The organism is Enterobacter sp. K510 (genome assembly GCF_055804875.1).
This window is the reverse complement of the sequence record NZ_JBNRLQ010000009.1, coordinates 52,676-70,063: the sequence shown is the minus strand read 5'-3', so window position 1 is coordinate 70,063 and position 17,388 is coordinate 52,676. Positions and strand designations below refer to the sequence as shown.

Here is a 17,388-nt window from a genome sequence, read left to right as displayed (position 1 = left end):
CGTATGCGCGAATTGAAAACTGGAGTGAGACCGATGAAAAAAGTCGTCACGGTATGCCCCTATTGCGCCTCGGGTTGCAAAATCAACCTGGTGGTTGATAACGGGAAAATCGTCCGGGCGGAAGCGGCACAGGGGAAAACCAATCAGGGAACCCTGTGTCTTAAAGGCTATTACGGCTGGGATTTTATCAACGATACCCGGATCCTGACCCCGCGCCTGAAAACCCCGATGATCCGTCGCCAGCGCGGCGGCAAACTGGAAGCGGTATCCTGGAGTGAAGCGCTGGACTACGTCGCCAGCCGACTTTCCGCCATCAAAGAGAAGTACGGCCCGGATGCCATCCAGACCACAGGTTCGTCACGCGGCACCGGCAATGAAACCAACTATGTGATGCAAAAATTCGCGCGCGCCGTTATTGGCACCAATAACGTTGATTGCTGCGCACGTGTCTGACACGGCCCATCGGTTGCAGGTCTGCACCAGTCGGTCGGTAATGGCGCAATGAGCAATGCCATCACAGAAATTGATAACACGGATTTGGTCTTTATTTTTGGCTATAACCCGGCGGATTCCCACCCTATCGTCGCCAATCATGTGATCCGCGCGAAAAAGAACGGGGCGAAAATTATCGTCTGCGATCCGCGCAAAATTGAAACCGCGCGCATTGCGGATATGCATATTGCACTGAAAAACGGCTCGAATATCGCGCTGCTTAACGCCATCGGGCACGTCATTATCAGCGAAGATCTCTACGACCATGCCTTTGTGGCCGCGCGTACGCAGGATTTTGACGAGTATAAAAAGATTGTTGCAGGCTATCCGCCGGAGTCAGTGGAAGCGATCACCGGCGTCAGCGCCGAAGAGATCCGCACCTGCGCGCGTCTGTATGCGGGGGCGAAAAGCGCGGCGATCCTGTGGGGCATGGGCGTCACCCAGTTCTATCAGGGCGTGGAAACCGTGCGCTCCCTGACCAGCCTGGCGATGCTGACCGGTAACCTCGGCAAGCCACACGCGGGCGTTAACCCGGTGCGCGGGCAGAATAACGTGCAGGGCGCGTGCGATATGGGCGCGCTGCCGGACACGTATCCTGGCTATCAATATGTGCACGTGCCGGAAAACCGCGAGAAATTTGCCAAAGCCTGGGGCGTGGCCAGTCTGCCGGCGCACACTGGCTATCGCATCAGCGAGCTGCCGCACCGGGCGGCTCATGGCGAAGTGCGCGCGGCCTACATCATGGGGGAAGATCCGCTGCAAACCGACGCCGAGCTGTCGGCGGTGCGTAAAGGCTTTGAAGATCTGGAGCTGGTGATCGTCCAGGACATCTTTATGACCAAAACCGCAGCGGCGGCAGATGTCATTCTGCCGTCAACGTCGTGGGGGGAACATGAAGGGGTGTATTCCGCGGCTGACCGTGGCTTCCAGCGCTTCTTCAAAGCCGTGGAGCCGCAGTGGGACCTGAAAACGGACTGGCAGATCATCAGTGAGATCGCCACCCGCATGGGTTATCCGATGCACTACAACAACACCCAGGAGATCTGGGATGAGCTGCGTCATCTGTGCCCGGACTTCTATGGCGCCACCTATGAAAAAATGGGCGAGCTGGGTTATATCCAGTGGCCATGCCGCGATACGTCGGACGCGGATCAGGGGACCTCATACCTGTTCAAAGAGAAGTTTGAAACCGATACCGGGCTGGCGAAGTTCTACACCTGCGACTGGGTGCCGCCCATCGACAAACTGACCGACGAGTACCCGCTGGTGCTGTCGACGGTGCGGGAAGTGGGCCACTACTCCTGTCGTTCGATGACCGGTAACTGTGCGGCGCTGGCGGCGCTGGCGGATGAGCCGGGCTATGCGCAGATCAACACCGCTGACGCGGCGCGTCTGGGCATTGAAGATGAAGCGCTGATCTGGGTGAACTCCCGCAAAGGCCGCATCATCACCCGCGCGCAGGTCAGCGATCGCCCGAACAAAGGGGCGATTTATATGACCTACCAGTGGTGGATTGGCGCCTGTAACGAGCTGGTGACGGAGAACTTAAGCCCGATAACCAAAACGCCGGAGTACAAGTACTGCGCCGTCAACGTTGAGCGGATTGCCGACCAGCGTGCCGCGGAACAGTATGTGATCGCCGAGTACGATAAGTTAAAAGCCAATCTGCGCGAAAGCGCGATGGGTTGAGTGGAGTTTAGGGTAAGAATGCCCGGCGGCGCAAGCTTGCCGGGCCTACGGCGTAATCTGTAGGCCCGGTAAGCGAAGCGCCACCGGGCATTTTTTAATGCCGCTTATGAATTTGCAGTTTTATCAAATTTGCCCAGCACCTCGCGCTCGTAAGCCAGCGCTTTTTTACGGTCAAATTTGTGTTCCCACTTGGCGATCACCAGCACCGCCAGCGCATTTCCCACCACGTTCAGCGCCGTACGCGCCATGTCGAGGATACGGTCAACACCGGCGATAAACGCCAGACCTTCCAGCGGGATCCCCACGCTGCCCAGCGTCGCCAGCAGCACCACAAAGGAGACGCCCGGCACGCCAGCGATACCTTTGGAGGTGACCATCAGCGTCAGCACCAGAATGATCTCCTGCCCCAGCGACAGCTCAATGCCGTACAGCTGTGCGATGAAAATCGCCGCAATGCTCTGATATAGCGTCGAACCATCAAGATTGAAGGAGTAACCGGTCGGCACGACGAAGCTGGTGATCGATGCCGGTGCGCCATAGGCCTCCATCTTCTCGATAATGCGCGGCAGCACGCTTTCGGAGCTGGCGGTGGAATAGGCGAGGATCAATTCCTCTTTCAGGATGCGGATCAGCGTCCAGATGCTCAGCTTGCACAGACGCGCCACCGCGCCCAGCACCACCAGCGCAAAGAAGACAATCGCGGCATACACCAGGATCACCAGCTTGGCGAGCGGCCACAGGGAGGCAAAACCAAAGTTCGCCACCGTTACCGAGATCAGCGCGAACACGCCCACCGGCGCATAACGCATCACCATATGGGTGACTTTAAACATGGTTTCGGAAATGGAGCGGAAGACCGTCACCAGCGGCTCACGGTGCGCGGAAGGCAGCGATGACAGCCCAAGGCCAAACAGCACAGAGAAGAAGATGATCGGCAGCATATCGCCCTTCGCCATCGACGACACGATATTGGTCGGCACCAGCGACAGTATGGTACCCATCAGGCCATGGGCATGGCTCTGCACTTCTGCCGTTGTACTCTGGTATTTCGAAATATCCACCGTTGCCAGCTGCGACATATCAATGCCCGCGCCCGGCTGGAATACATTCGCCAGTGTGATGCCAAGAATAATGGCCACTGTAGTGATCACTTCGAAATAAAGAATGGTTTTCGCGCCGATGCGGCCCAGCTGTTTCGCATCGCCAACGCCGGCAATTCCCACAATCAGGGTGGAAATTACAATAGGGACAACGATCATTTTGATCAGATGAATAAAGATATCGCCTGCCGGAGACAGGAGATTCGCAATCAGCCATTCGCGGCTGTCGCTTTGGTAATGCAGGTAACTACCCAGAAGAATACCCAGCACCAGAGCCAGCAAAATTTGCCAGGCCAGGCTGACTTTCACATTTTTCATAACGAGTGACATCCTTAGTGAAGCGCTATTCCCTGCTGTGCATGAAGACTGCCAGCAAGGGGGATGGTTAGCGTTTCTTACAAAAGCGGGGGTTTTTAACGCGCATTATCAGTACCATTTGCGTGGTATCCCGTGCAACCCTTTAAGTTCAGGGACTTTCACTGATTTCTTCCTTAAAAAGCGCATTTTATAGCATTTACCATGCATAACTATTTGTTATAGATGAATTTTTAATTGCCATAAAAGCAATAGTTGTTAGCGTAAATTATTTTCCTTCTAAGCATCATCTGCTGCATTTTCATACACTCAAGCATTGCGTGATCTGTCGCCCAAAAAGTAAACAAAGCTACCAAAGCCCCTACAATTAACGTTTGTGTGACATATTATTAACATCCTACAAGGAGAACAAAAGCCATGAGCCAAATCCACAAACACCCTATTCCCGCCCAGATCGCGGAAAAATGCCTGATTAATGCCGAACAGTACCAGGCGAAATACCAGCAATCTATCACCGATCCTGACGCTTTCTGGGGTGAGGAAGGCAAAATTCTCGACTGGATCACGCCTTATCAGAAGGTGAAAAACACCTCCTTTGCGCCTGGTAATGTTTCGATTAAATGGTATGAAGATGGACAGCTCAACCTGGCGGCTAACTGCCTGGACAGGCACCTGGCTGAGTGTGGCGATCAAACGGCAATCATCTGGGAAGGCGACGACGCCAGCCAGAGCAAACATATCTCTTACCGCGATCTGCACGGCGAAGTGTGCCGCTTTGCCAATGTCCTGCTGACGCTGGGCATTAAGAAAGGCGACGTGGTAGCTATCTATATGCCGATGGTGCCGGAAGCGGCGGTGGCGATGCTGGCCTGCGCGCGCATTGGCGCGGTGCATTCGGTTATTTTTGGCGGTTTCTCGCCGGAAGCGGTCGCCGGGCGTATTGTGGACTCCAGCTCACGGCTGGTGATCACTGCCGACGAAGGCGTACGTGCCGGGCGCAGTATTCCGCTGAAGAAGAACGTCGACGACGCGTTAAAAAATCCGGCGGTGACAACGATTGAAAACGTCGTGGTGTTTAAACGCACCGGCGGCACTATCGACTGGCAGGAAGGCCGCGATCTGTGGTGGCACGATGTGATGGCGACCGCCAGCAGCGACCACCAGCCGGAAGCGATGAATGCCGAAGATCCGCTGTTTATCCTTTATACCTCCGGCTCCACCGGTAAACCGAAAGGCGTGCTGCACACCACTGGCGGTTATCTGGTCTATGCCGCGACCACCTTCAAATACGTCTTCGATTACCATCCCGGCGACATCTACTGGTGTACCGCCGACGTGGGCTGGGTGACTGGCCACAGCTATCTGCTGTACGGCCCGCTGGCCTGCGGCGCGACCACCCTGATGTTTGAAGGCGTACCGAACTGGCCGACGCCAGCGCGTATGGCGCAGGTGGTGGACAAGCATCAGGTCAATATTCTCTATACCGCGCCGACGGCGATCCGCGCCCTGATGGCGGAAGGCGATAAGGCGATTGACGGCACCAGCCGCGCCTCGCTGCGGATTCTGGGATCGGTGGGCGAACCCATTAACCCGGAAGCCTGGGAGTGGTACTGGAAAAAAATCGGCAACGAAAACTGCCCGGTGATGGACACCTGGTGGCAGACGGAAACCGGCGGTTTTATGATCACCCCGATGCCTGGCGCTATCGAACTGAAAGCCGGTTCCGCCAGCCTGCCGTTCTTCGGCGTACAGCCTGCGCTGGTGGATAACGAAGGCAATCCGCTGGAGGGAGCCACCGAGGGCAATCTGGCGATTGTTGATTCATGGCCAGGCCAGGCGCGCACGCTGTTTGGCGATCATGAGCGCTTCGAGCAGACCTACTTCTCCACCTTCAAAAATATGTATTTCAGCGGCGACGGCGCGCGTCGTGACGAAGACGGTTACTACTGGATCACCGGGCGCGTGGACGATGTGCTGAACGTCTCCGGCCACCGTCTGGGCACGGCAGAAATCGAATCGGCGCTGGTGTCGCACCCGAAAATCGCCGAAGCGGCGGTGGTGGGCATTCCGCACAATATTAAAGGCCAGGCGATTTATGCCTATGTCACGCTGAACCACGGCGAAGAGCCGTCGCCGGAGCTGTATACCGAGGTGCGCAACTGGGTGCGGAAAGAGATCGGCCCGCTGGCGACGCCGGATATTCTGCACTGGACCGATTCGCTGCCCAAAACCCGATCCGGCAAAATTATGCGCCGCATTCTGCGCAAAATCGCCGCCGGTGACACCAGTAACCTGGGAGATACCTCAACCCTCGCCGATCCTGGCGTAGTGGAAAAACTGCTGGAAGAAAAACAAGGCATTACGATGCCGTCATAATCCCCTCACCCCGCCCTCTCCCTTAGGGAGAGGGAAAAACCTACAACAATAACCCTTACCCTACCCTCTGGAGATTTCGTGATGAATGAACTCATTTATCAACGGATAGAACATAACGCGCATTTCAGGGAGCTGGTCGAAAAAAGGCAACGGTTTGCCATCATTTTGTCGCTGATCGTGCTGGCGATTTATGTCTGCTTTATTCTGCTTATCGCCTTCGCGCCTGGCTGGCTGGGTACGCCGCTCTATCCCGGCACCAGCGTCACGCGCGGCATTCCTGTTGGCGTCGGCGTGATCCTGGTTTCGTTCGTGTTAACCGGCGTTTACGTCTGGCGGGCGAACGGTGAGTTTGACCGTCTGAACAATGCCGTGATCCGCGAGGTAAACGCACCATGAAGAGATTACTGACGGCGGCTGCCGCCATACTCCCTTTCTCCGCGAACGCGGCAGATGCCCTGACCGGTGCGGTGCAGCGCCAGCCGACCAACTGGCAGGCGATCATCATGTTCGTGGTGTTCGTGGCCTTTACGCTTGGCATCACGTACTGGGCGTCAAAACGTACCCGCACCCGCAGCGATTACTACACGGCGGGCGGTAATATTACCGGTCTGCAAAACGGCCTGGCGATCGCCGGGGATTACATGTCGGCGGCGTCCTTTCTGGGGATTTCCGCGCTGGTGTTCACCTCCGGCTACGATGGCCTGATTTACTCGCTGGGCTTCCTGGTGGGCTGGCCGATCATTCTGTTTTTGATCGCCGAGCGTCTGCGTAACCTCGGGCGCTACACCTTTGCCGATGTGGCGTCGTATCGTCTGAAACAGGGTCCGATCCGTATTCTCTCCGCCTGCGGCTCGCTGGTGGTGGTGGCGCTCTATCTGATCGCGCAGATGGTGGGCGCGGGCAAACTGATCCAGCTGCTGTTTGGCCTGAACTATCACATCGCCGTGGTGCTGGTGGGCGTGCTGATGGTGATGTACGTGCTGTTCGGCGGCATGCTGGCCACCACCTGGGTGCAGATCATCAAAGCCGTGCTGCTGCTGTTCGGCGCCAGCTTTATGGCCTTTATGGTGATGCGTCACGTCGGTTTCAGCTTCAATAACCTGTTTACCGAAGCCATGGCGGTGCACCCGAAAGGCACAGCGATCATGAGTCCGGGCGGGCTGGTGAAAGATCCAATCTCTGCGCTGTCGCTGGGGCTGGGGCTGATGTTTGGTACCGCCGGTCTGCCGCATATTCTGATGCGCTTCTTTACTGTCAGCGATGCCCGTGAAGCGCGGAAAAGCGTGTTCTACGCCACCGGCTTTATGGGTTACTTTTACATCCTGACCTTTATTATCGGCTTCGGCGCGATCATGCTGGTGGGCGCAAATCCGGCGTTTAAAGATGCCACCGGCGCGCTGATTGGCGGCAATAACATGGCGGCGGTGCATCTTGCCAACGCGGTGGGCGGCAACCTGTTCCTCGGCTTTATCTCGGCGGTGGCCTTCGCAACCATCCTCGCGGTGGTGGCGGGCTTAACCCTGGCGGGCGCATCGGCGGTATCGCACGATCTGTACGCCAACGTGTTCCGTAAAGGAGCCACCGAGCGCGACGAGCTGCGGGTGTCAAAAATCACCGTGCTGGTACTGGGCGTGATCGCCATCCTGCTGGGCATTCTGTTTGAGAATCAGAATATTGCCTTCATGGTGGGCCTGGCGTTCTCGATTGCGGCAAGCTGTAACTTCCCGATTATTCTGCTGTCGATGTACTGGTCGAAGCTGACCACCCGTGGCGCGATGATCGGCGGCTGGCTGGGGCTGATTACCGCCGTGGTGCTGATGGTGCTTGGCCCGACTATCTGGGTGCAGATCCTCGGCCACGCCAGCGCCATCTTCCCGTATGAGTACCCGGCGCTGTTCTCCATTGCGGTGGCCTTTATCGGTATCTGGGTGTTCTCGGCAACCGACAATACCGCGGAAGGGAAACTGGAACGCGAGAAGTTCCGCGCCCAGTTTATCCGTTCGCAAACCGGTATCGGCATCGATCAGGGCCGCGCGCATTAATCTGTTTTATCCCCGGCCTGCGGGCCGGGGTTGTGTTTCATCGTGAGCAACATCACGTCCTGCGTGCGACAAAAGTCGATCCGCGTCACAGTATCCCGGCGCGTTTTGTAACTCCCGTCACACTTTGCGCGACTCCATGCCCCTGATCCTGTTTTGTACTCTGCGCCGTCACGACAATGCCCTTCCCGCTTTTTATGCTGATGGAAGCCCTGGCTTACGCGTTAAGCCAATAATTTCATTAAGTAATTAATCGAGGATGGTATGAAAAAATATGCCCTTGTCGGCACGGGCGGGCGTGCCGGGATGTACATTGCGGCCATCGGCGGTCAGTGGAAAGAGACGGCCACCCTGGTCGCCTTCTGCGATACCAACCACACGCGTATGCACTACGCCAATCAGTTGCTGAAAAACGAAGGGGCTGCCCCAGCGTCCACCTGGCACGCGTCACAGTTTGAGGAGATGATCCGCGAGACGCGCCCGGACGTGATTATCGTCACCACCGTGGATCGCACTCATGATGATTATATTGTGCGCGCCCTGTACGCCGGGTGCGATGTGATCACCGAAAAACCGATGACCATCGACGAACAGCGGGCGCTGCGCATCCTCGACGCCATTGAAGAGACGGGCCGCCAGGTTCGCGTGACCTTTAACTACCGCTATGCGCCGCATCACAGCAAAGTGCGCGAACTGCTGATGAACGGCACCATTGGCGAGGTGAACTCGGTACACTTTGAATGGCTGCTGAACACCGAACATGGCGCGGATTATTTTCGTCGCTGGCACCGGGAAAAGCGCAACAGCGGCGGCCTGCTGGTGCACAAATCCACCCACCATTTTGACCTGATGAACTTCTGGCTGGGTAGCTATCCGCAGCGTGTCTATGCCGAAGGCAGCCTGCGCTTTTACGGTAAAGAGAACGCCGAGCGACGCGGCATCACGCAGTTTTATCCCCGCGCCCACGGCTACGCCGCCGCTAAAGAGGATCCCTTTGCCCTGCACATGGAGGACAATCCCCAGCTGAAAGCGCTGTATCTGGATGCCGAGCACGAAGATAACTATTTCCGCGATCAGAGCGTGTTCAGCGACGGCATCACCATTGAAGACACCATGTCAGTGCTGGTGAAATACCAGAACCAGGTGCAGCTGACCTATTCGCTGAACGCCTATCTGCCATGGGAAGGACTGAACGTAGTCTTTAACGGCAGTGAAGGCCGTCTGGAAATGAAGCTGGTGGAGAAATCTTACGTCAACGCCGGTGGCGATCGCGCCAGCGAAGGGAGCCTCGAAGGCTGCGACATCACGGTGTTCCCGATGTTTGCCGCACCCTGGAAAGCTGAATTCGCCATCGGTGAAGGCGGACACGGCGGCGGAGATAACGCCATGCTGGCGGATTTGTTCGGGCCTGCCACGCACGATCCGCTGCAGCGCGCCGCCGATCACCGCGCCGGGGCGATGTCGATCCTCACCGGTATCGCCGGGAATATCTCCATGCAGCAACAACGCCCGGTGAATTTTAAAGAGTTTGAACTGGTGTCACGCCTGAAAAAGTAGTGCTTTAGCCCCCTCACCCACAGGATGAGGGGACATACGCTACTTATTCTCAATCAGCAGCGCTTCCAGCAGGTCCAGATCGTGCAGCAGTTTTTGCAGCGTTTCGTTGCTGATCTGCCGCGTGGCGCGCAGATGATACAGCTCTGCCCGCTCGGAACGCAGCGCCGCAAGGCGGAAGCGGCGTTCGAGATTTTCTTCCTGCATGGAGCTTTCGACGTTATTACGCCCGTCAGCGCGGCGACGCAGATTACCGATCACCCGCGAACTGACTTCTGTCAGCAGCTGATCGTCAATGTTCTCCTCGGCGTTGGCCGCCAGGCGCTCTTCCATTTTCTGAATGGCGACAATGGCCACGTCAGCGGTTTTCGCCCGCGCCAGCCGCTCTTCTTTCGCCTGTTGAGCGTGGTCGGCGATCTCCATATGTTGCAGCAGCATAGGTAAAACCACCACGGCGACAAACAGCGAGAAGAGGATCACCCCGGCAGCCAGGAAGACCAGTTCATAACGCGCCGGGAAGTGTTCCCCGCCCGGTAACAACAATGGAATAGAGAGTACACCGGCGAGGGTGATCGCCCCGCGCACGCCCGCAAAAGTGGAGATCAGCAGTTCGCGCGTGCTCCACATCCCAAATTCCATCGGGCTTTTGGTGAGGAAGCGCTGGCTGAATTTCTGCATCGTCCACAGCCAGCCGAAACGCATCAGCATCAGCGCGGCATAAATCAGAATGATGTCGGTAAACAGCATCCAGGTTTCGACGTTAGGATCGGCTTCCGCCGCCACCAGCGAGGTTTCCAGAATGCCCGGCAGTTGCAAACCCAGCAGCAGGAACACCATGCCGTTAAAGACGAATTCCAGCATCGACCAGGTACTGTTGGCGCGCAGACGCATCGCCAGAGGCGCAGATCGCATCACGCCGGAACGGGTGATGGTCATCCCCGCCGCCACCGCCGCCAGAATGCCGGACACGCCGATGTGTTCCGCGATCAGATAAGAGGCGAACGGCAGCAGGAACAGCAGCACGATTTGCGTGGCAGGTTCATCCCCGCCCCAGCGGCTGAGAAAACGCAGCGAGCGGCCATACAGCCAGCTGACCACGAATCCGGCGAGCAGACCGCCAATCGCCACCTTGAGGAATTCCACGGTCGCGCCGCCGACAGTGAAGACCATGGTGCCCATCGCCACCGCGACGGCAAACTTCAGGGCCACCAGGCCTGAGGCGTCGTTCATCAGCGCCTCGCCCTGCAGGATGCCCATAATTTTTTTCGGGATGCGCCCTTCGCCAACAATGCCGGACAGCGCCACGGCATCGGTCGGCGACAGCACCGCCGCCAGCGCGAACGCCGGGATCAGCGGAATACCGGGCACCACCCAGTAAATCAGATAGCCGATGCCGACCACGGTGACCAGCACCAGCGCCAGCGCAAGGCCAAATATTTCACGCCCGTGCTCCAGAAACTCGCGCGTTGGGGTTTTCCAGCCATCCGCGAACAGCAGCGGCGGGATAAACAGCACCAGAAAGAGTTCCGGATCGAACTCCACATGCAGACCAAAAGTGGGTAAGGCCAGCATAGCGCCGATGGCAATCTGCATCAGCGGCAGGGGGATCTGGAAGGGCAGGACACGGGTGACGACACCCGAGAGTGAGACCACAAGGGTCATGATGAGTATGGTGAAGAAAATTTCCATGCGTTCCCTGTTTGCGATGATTTTTTATAATCGATGACGAGGCATCATGCCTTTCATAATAGAACATGCAGCTTAACGCAATGGAAACAGGATGTGCCTTAAAAAGTAAAAAGGGCGGCAATCGCCACCCTTTTTTCGAGCCGGATCGGAAAATTAAATCGCCCAGCCGCCCGCGTAGAAGGCCACCAGCGCCACCGCGATCACCACGGTACCGATGTTCAGACGACGCCATTCACCCGAGACTACACGGCCAATCACCAGCGAGGCGAAGCCGATCATGATGCCGGTAACGATGTTGCAGGTCAGCACGATGAATACGGCGGTGATAAGGCCCGCCATCGCATCCACGAAATCGGCAAAATCGATTTTCGACACGTTGCTCAGCATCAGCAGGCCAACGTACATCAGCGCAGGGGCGGTGGCGTAGGCCGGAACCAGATAGGAGAGCGGAGAGAGGAACAGGATCAGCAGGAACAGCACGCCAACGGTGATCGCCGTCAGACCGGTTTTACCGCCTGCTGCCGTACCCGCCGCCGATTCGATATACACCGCCGCCGGTGCTGCGCCCACCAGGCCTGAGAAGACGCTGCTCAGGGAGTCGGTGGTCAGCGCTTTGCCGCCATCGATAATCTGACCGTCGTTATCCAGCAGGTTAGCCTGACCGGCCACCGCACGAATGGTGCCTGTCGCATCAAACACGGCGGTCATCACCAGCGCCAGTACGCTCGGCAGCACGATCGGGTTCAGCGCGCCCATAATATCCAGGCTGCCGATCAGTGAATTGCCGTGTTCATCGCTCAGGGACGGCATGGCAAAAATGCCGGAGAAGTGCACCGCCGGATCAAAAATCAGCCCGACAACAGACACGCCGATAATGGTCAGCAGAATCCCGCCCGGCACTTTCAGTTTTTCCAGACCGATAATCACAGCGAGGCCAATCAGCGACATGATCACCGGGAAGCTGGCGAAATGGCCCAGCGCTACCGGCAACCCGTCGATGGGGTTTTTCACCACCAGACCCACGCCGTTCGCGGCAATGAGCAGCAGGAACAGACCGATACCGATGCCGGTGCCATGCGCCACGCCCTGCGGCAGATTGCGCAGGATCCAGCTACGGATGCCGGTGGCAGAGATCACGGTGAACAGCACGCCCATCAGGAATACCGCGCCCAGGGCGACAGGTACGCTGATTTGCTGGCCGAGCACCAGGCTGAAAGCGGTGAAAGCGGTCAGCGAGATGGCGCAGCCAATCGCCAGCGGCAGATTCGCCCACAGTCCCATCACAATAGAGCCCAGACCGGCAACCAGACAGGTGGCGACAAACACCGCCGTCGGCGGGAAGCCCGCTTTGCCCAGCATGCCTGGCACCACGATCACGGAGTAAACCATGGCCAGGAAGGTGGTAAGACCGGCTACGATCTCCTGACGGACAGTGCTGCCACGTGCAGAAATTTTAAATAAAGCGTCAAGCGAACCGCCGGTACGCGCTGAAGGCGTAGACATAGAAAACATCCCCTGAGAATTTTTATATTCGCTGGTTTGCGTGGCGGACAATCCACTGCCAGATTAAACGTCATCTCCATGTGCCACGTTGCGGCAAAGCAGTGCCACAAAAAGCAAACGTTTAACTCCGCGCAAACAAAACGGCTGTTGAAAAAGGCAAACGATTATCCAGCCATCCACAGGGGTATTTCAACTTAACTTTGTCGCTTTTTATGAAATTTCGCTCAGGACGACGAAGAAAGCAGCAGGGGATGCGCAAACGTTGTCGTAAATGCGCAACCCTGTAACAATTTTGTCGCCTGTTGGCGTCATTTTATTCCCCAGGCAACTCGAACGGACCGCCTTTTTCAATAGCGCGCTGCCAGGCCGGACGCATCTCGACGCGTTTCTTCCATGCCTGCAAATTGGGCAGGTGATCAACGCCGCCGCGAGCCAGCAGGGCAAACACCGGGAAGCTCATCTGAATATCCGCCATGCTGGGGGACTCCCCGGTAAACCAGGGCTGGCTGCCGAGCTCCGCTTCTATATAGCGGGCGTGCGTTTCGATCTGTTTATTGAGATAGCCTTTTTGCACCCCCTGCCCCAGCGCTTTACCGAGGGTGCGAAAACCCAGCGGCACCGGCGGCTTGCCCAGGCTGCTGAATACCAGCTTCATCAGTAACGGCGGCATCAGCGAGCCTTCGGCATAATGCAGCCAGAAACGGTACTGCAGGCGCTGGTCGGCATCGGTGGGTTTCAGGGTGCCCTGAGGATCATAGTTTTCCTGGAGGTATTCGAGGATGGCCCCCGACTCTGCAATAATGCGCCCGTCATCTTCCAGCACCGGCGATTTTCCCAGCGGGTGCACTTTTTTCAGCGCGTCCGGGGCCATCATGGTTTTTTCGCGCTGATAACGCACGATTTCATAGGGCACGCCAAGCTCTTCCAGCGCCCACAGCACGCGCTGTGAACGGGACTTATTAAGATGATGCACTTTAAGCATGATTTACTCCGTTAACCAGGTAAGTACTTACTATAGAAAATTGTGCATCATGCGCGAAAAATTTCGGTGATAATTCCCCAGTTGCCGCTGGCAAAGCGGCCCTGCTGACTTACACTAAAAGTGTCGATACAAACCGGACCCTCCAGCGTTTTTAGTTACACCGAGGGGTATTGATGTCGGGGGAGACCCTCCCACAAACCCGTGGGATAGAGCGAAAGACAAAAGACCGGGGAAACAAACTAAAGCGCCGTAACGGCGCTTTAGTTTTTTGTGGCGAATATTAATCATCTTCCAGCAGTCGCGCGCCGGTGCCCTGCTCGCCCAGCCGGTCGCCGGGATTACGCAGCGGGCAGTCGCTGCGTGACAAACAGCCGCAGCCGATACAGCCGTCCAGTTCATCGCGTAATGCTTCCAGGGTATGGATACGCCGATCCAGTTCCACCCGCCACTGGGACGACAGCTCTTTCCACTCTTTAGGGCTGAGCGTGTGCCCTTCCGGCAACACGCCAAACGCCTCGCCAATGGTTGCAAGGGGAATGCCGATGCGCTGCGCGATTTTGATGATCGCCACATAACGCAGCACATCACGGGTATAACGCCGCTGATTACCGCTGTTACGCACGCTTTTAATCAGACCTTTGGCTTCATAAAAGTGCAATGCCGATACCGCCACGCCGCTACGTTTCGCCACTTCGCCGGGGGTGAGCAGCGCTTTAATACGCGGTAATTTCTTTTCCATAAATCGCTTTACCTCAAGTTAACTTGAGGAATTATACTCGCCCGCAGACAAAACGACAGCGGCAGAACTGACAAAGAGGCTAGTATGTCCCATCAGCAAATTATTCAGACACTGATTGAATGGATTGATGAACATATCGACCAACCTATGAACATTGATGTGGTCGCCAGAAAGTCCGGTTATTCGAAATGGTATTTACAGAGAATGTTCCGCGCGGTGATGCATCAAACGTTGGGGGATTACATCCGTCAGCGCCGGTTACTGCTGGCGGCAGAAGCGCTGCGCACCACGCGGCGGCCCATTTTTGATATCGCCATGGACCTGGGCTATGTTTCGCAGCAAACCTTTTCGCGTGTATTCCGCCGCGAATTCGACAGAACGCCCAGCGATTACCGTCATCAGATGTAAACCTCAATGAGCGCTTATCCCGTCAGGCGTCTGTTAAGACTACCGGGACAAGCGCTTAGTCGTGCTGCTGCGCCCAGTGAATAAAATCCTGCGGCGATAACGCCTTCGCAAAGTGCCAGCCCTGGCAGAACTGCACGCCGCGCTTTAAGAGCCAGGTGACCTGCTCCGCCGTTTCCACGCCTTCCGCAATGATCTTCAGACGCAGGCTGTGCGCCATCTCAATAATATGTTCAGCGATCAAATGGCTGGTGCTGTTAGTCGTCAGGGTATCGATAAAGGATTTGTCGATTTTCAGAATATCGACATTGAGGGAATATAAGTTATGCAGGTTGGAATAGCCGGTACCGAAATCATCAATTGCCACTTCATAACCCGCATGACGGAACGCCTGAATAACCGGCGTGGTTTTCGGCACATCAATAAAGCCGCGCTCGGTCACTTCGATCTTAATTTGTTCAGCCCGCACCGCGTAATGTGTTGCCTTATCAGAAATAAGGGCAATCAGGCGTGACGAATGGAAATCCGAGGCGGATAAGTTAATTGAAATATAGAGGTGCGGGTTGGCGGCGAGGAAATGCCCCAGATCGGTAAACACCTCTTCAACCACATAATCGGTGACGCGTTCAATCAACCCTTCTTTTTCAGCCAGCGGTATAAACTCCACCGGGCTCATCACCGGACCATTAAACCCAGGCCAGCGCAGCAGGGCTTCTGCACCCACGCATTTACCGGTTTTGATATCGATAATGGGTTGATAATGCAGCCTGAGTTGACGCTTTAGCAGCGCCCGATGCAGCAAACGCCGCGGGGAGTTAAATTCATGCCGGGTACGTGAGACTATCAGTAAAATGAGAATACTGCCGATCAGCGCCAGCGGGACCAAGAGCATGGCCTGATGATACAGGAAACCATAATAGCGGGTGCTGGACGTCGAGACGATCATCGAAACAGGTCGCTTGTCGGAATGGGCAATGGTATAGAAACGATTATCTGTCCGGAAGTTTAATTTCTCATTTTGTACATGTTCAGACAATATTTTAACGTTAGCGCCAGGACTGACTGAAAAGAAGGTTTTACTGATATTGTCATAAACGCCATACGTTAATGTACGATCGTCTGATGCCACTTCACTGTAAAAAAGTGGATTCACCACTACCGCATAATTACCGCGCCGCATATACACCATCTTATATCCGGAATAAAATGGCGTATCGCGATAGTAATAAATTGAAACGTCAGGATTACGTTTATAATCGGCAGCAGGAATAATATAAGGTTGAGGCAAAGTAATACTGGTGGAGCATAAAAAATGATCGCCCTGGGTATAGATGAGATCCGCCAGATAAAGCCGCCCGCGAATAATATTAAGCATATTTTGCCGATGCAACGGCGAACAGAGCGGGCCGCTGAATTTCAGGGCTTCATCATAGGCAATATCTGCCTGACGGATCACCAGCTCGGTTTTATCCAGCGCGAGTTGCGCAAATGCATTGAGCTGCGCGCTGGTTTCTTTTACCGCGCGGATGTGTGCAAACCATAGCGCCAGCATCACAGGCAGTATAACTACCATGATGATCCCGACGATCCTCAGCACCTTGCGAAGTGCGCTATGATTCATTTCCGCCTAATATCCCTGCAAAATGTGTGCCTGTAATAACGACAGGATGCTTTGATTAACAGGTGATTACGTTGCATGAATCATAAGACATTAGCAACTGACTTTTTTCATAAGAAACCTAATATCTGCTTATGACGATAATATTCGTCCGTAAGGCAAACTAAAAGTGTTCCCCCTGTTTATATTAAGGAAAATAAATATCCAGTTCGTCATCAAGGTTTAAGATAACTCAACAGGGGATCGCTGATTAACGCAAATTGCAGGCCGATAAAAATGATAACCGGCAGATGTTTATTTTTTAAACTGCAAAAGTGAATGGTGTGCAAAGAATACGCATAATAAAAAAATAATGTTGTTACCCTTCTGTTTCTAAAAGAGGCATATAGCCGTGGCCTGAAAGGCGCTAACAAAGCGGCTGACGCCCCCTTTATGGATATGAAACTGAGCAAAATTGACGCAGATCACTGGCGAATAAAAGAGCAAATGTGATATAGTTCACAAAAATTGTGAAAATGAAATCACGTTTCATTGGTTATCAGAGGAAGGGTTGATGGCTACCATTACCACCGGCGTGGTATTGCTACGCTGGCAGTTATTGAGCGCGGTGCTGATGTTTCTTGCCAGCACATTAAACATTCGCTTTCGCAAGTCTGATTATATCGGTCTTGCGGTGATCAGCAGCGGGCTGGGCGTGATCGCCGCCTGCTGGTTCGCCACCGGTTTGCTCGGCATTACGCTGATTGATGTGGCGGCGATCTGGAATAATATTAAAGACGTAATGATTGAAGCCTCCAGTCACACGCCACCTGAATGGCCGGTGGTCATCACCTGATGGCATCGCACCAAAACAAAAGCCCCGTCAATGCGGGGCTTTTTGCGTAATG

Annotated in this window: 13 protein-coding genes; 7 read left to right on the top strand and 6 right to left on the bottom strand. The window is 55.4% G+C overall.

The annotated features are described in order from the left end of the window. Positions 1–33: 33 nt before the first annotated feature. A complete protein-coding gene (fdhF, locus tag ACQUTD_RS16185; RefSeq protein WP_473276862.1) occupies positions 34–2,181 on the top strand; it encodes a formate dehydrogenase subunit alpha in 2,148 nt (715 codons plus the stop codon). A gap of 104 nt (positions 2,182–2,285) precedes the next feature. Here fdhF and gltP read toward each other — a convergent pair whose 3' ends face one another. Then, positions 2,286–3,599, bottom strand: a complete 1,314-nt coding sequence (gene gltP, locus ACQUTD_RS16180; RefSeq protein WP_072570213.1) for a glutamate/aspartate:proton symporter GltP — start codon at positions 3,597–3,599, stop codon at positions 2,286–2,288. 414 nt (positions 3,600–4,013) lie between these two features. Here gltP and acs point away from each other — a divergent pair, with 414 nt between their 5' ends. The 4 genes from acs to ACQUTD_RS16160 all read left to right on the top strand — a co-directional run bounded on the left by acs (position 4,014) and on the right by ACQUTD_RS16160 (position 9,568). Beyond that, the gene (acs, locus tag ACQUTD_RS16175) at positions 4,014–5,972 is read left to right on the top strand and encodes an acetate--CoA ligase (protein WP_473276864.1); all 1,959 of its coding nucleotides are present in this window, start codon (positions 4,014–4,016) and stop codon (positions 5,970–5,972) included. A gap of 81 nt (positions 5,973–6,053) precedes the next feature. Then, on the top strand, positions 6,054–6,368 hold the full coding sequence (locus tag ACQUTD_RS16170) for a DUF485 domain-containing protein (RefSeq protein WP_072570211.1): 315 nt from the start codon (positions 6,054–6,056) through the stop codon (positions 6,366–6,368). After that, the gene (gene actP, locus ACQUTD_RS16165) at positions 6,365–8,014 is read left to right on the top strand and encodes a cation/acetate symporter ActP (RefSeq protein ID WP_072570210.1); all 1,650 of its coding nucleotides are present in this window, start codon (positions 6,365–6,367) and stop codon (positions 8,012–8,014) included. Before ACQUTD_RS16170 ends, actP begins: the two co-directional genes overlap by 4 nt. Positions 8,015–8,275: 261 nt before the next feature. Then, positions 8,276–9,568, top strand: coding sequence for a Gfo/Idh/MocA family oxidoreductase (locus tag ACQUTD_RS16160; protein WP_473276866.1), 1,293 nt, complete (start codon positions 8,276–8,278; stop codon positions 9,566–9,568). Between the two features lie 39 nt (positions 9,569–9,607). Here ACQUTD_RS16160 and ACQUTD_RS16155 read toward each other — a convergent pair whose 3' ends face one another. The 4 genes from ACQUTD_RS16155 to soxR all read right to left on the bottom strand — a co-directional run bounded on the left by ACQUTD_RS16155 (position 9,608) and on the right by soxR (position 14,478). Next, positions 9,608–11,254 carry a Na+/H+ antiporter gene (locus ACQUTD_RS16155; RefSeq protein WP_473276867.1) on the bottom strand — a complete coding sequence of 549 codons (1,647 nt, stop codon included), beginning with the start codon at positions 11,252–11,254 and terminating at the stop codon, positions 9,608–9,610. 153 nt (positions 11,255–11,407) lie between these two features. Beyond that, a complete protein-coding gene (gene ghxP / locus ACQUTD_RS16150) occupies positions 11,408–12,757 on the bottom strand; it encodes a guanine/hypoxanthine transporter GhxP (protein WP_473276868.1) in 1,350 nt (449 codons plus the stop codon). Positions 12,758–13,070: 313 nt separating this feature from the next. Then, the gene (locus ACQUTD_RS16145) at positions 13,071–13,739 is read right to left on the bottom strand and encodes a glutathione S-transferase N-terminal domain-containing protein (protein ID WP_473276869.1); all 669 of its coding nucleotides are present in this window, start codon (positions 13,737–13,739) and stop codon (positions 13,071–13,073) included. 280 nt (positions 13,740–14,019) lie between these two features. Next, on the bottom strand, positions 14,020–14,478 hold the full coding sequence (soxR, locus tag ACQUTD_RS16140; protein ID WP_072570205.1) for a redox-sensitive transcriptional activator SoxR: 459 nt from the start codon (positions 14,476–14,478) through the stop codon (positions 14,020–14,022). Positions 14,479–14,562: 84 nt separating this feature from the next. Here soxR and soxS point away from each other — a divergent pair, with 84 nt between their 5' ends. Then, positions 14,563–14,886, top strand: coding sequence for a superoxide response transcriptional regulator SoxS (gene soxS, locus ACQUTD_RS16135; protein WP_072570204.1), 324 nt, complete (start codon positions 14,563–14,565; stop codon positions 14,884–14,886). A 55-nt stretch (positions 14,887–14,941) separates the two neighbouring features. On the opposite strand, the gene ACQUTD_RS16130 is transcribed toward soxS, so the two are convergent. Beyond that, the gene (locus ACQUTD_RS16130) at positions 14,942–16,504 is read right to left on the bottom strand and encodes an EAL domain-containing protein (protein ID WP_318364154.1); all 1,563 of its coding nucleotides are present in this window, start codon (positions 16,502–16,504) and stop codon (positions 14,942–14,944) included. A gap of 550 nt (positions 16,505–17,054) precedes the next feature. On the opposite strand from ACQUTD_RS16130, the gene ACQUTD_RS16125 reads away from it, so the two are divergent. After that, positions 17,055–17,336, top strand: a complete 282-nt coding sequence (locus ACQUTD_RS16125; protein WP_072570202.1) for a YjcB family protein — start codon at positions 17,055–17,057, stop codon at positions 17,334–17,336. The last annotated feature ends 52 nt before the right edge of the window (positions 17,337–17,388 follow it).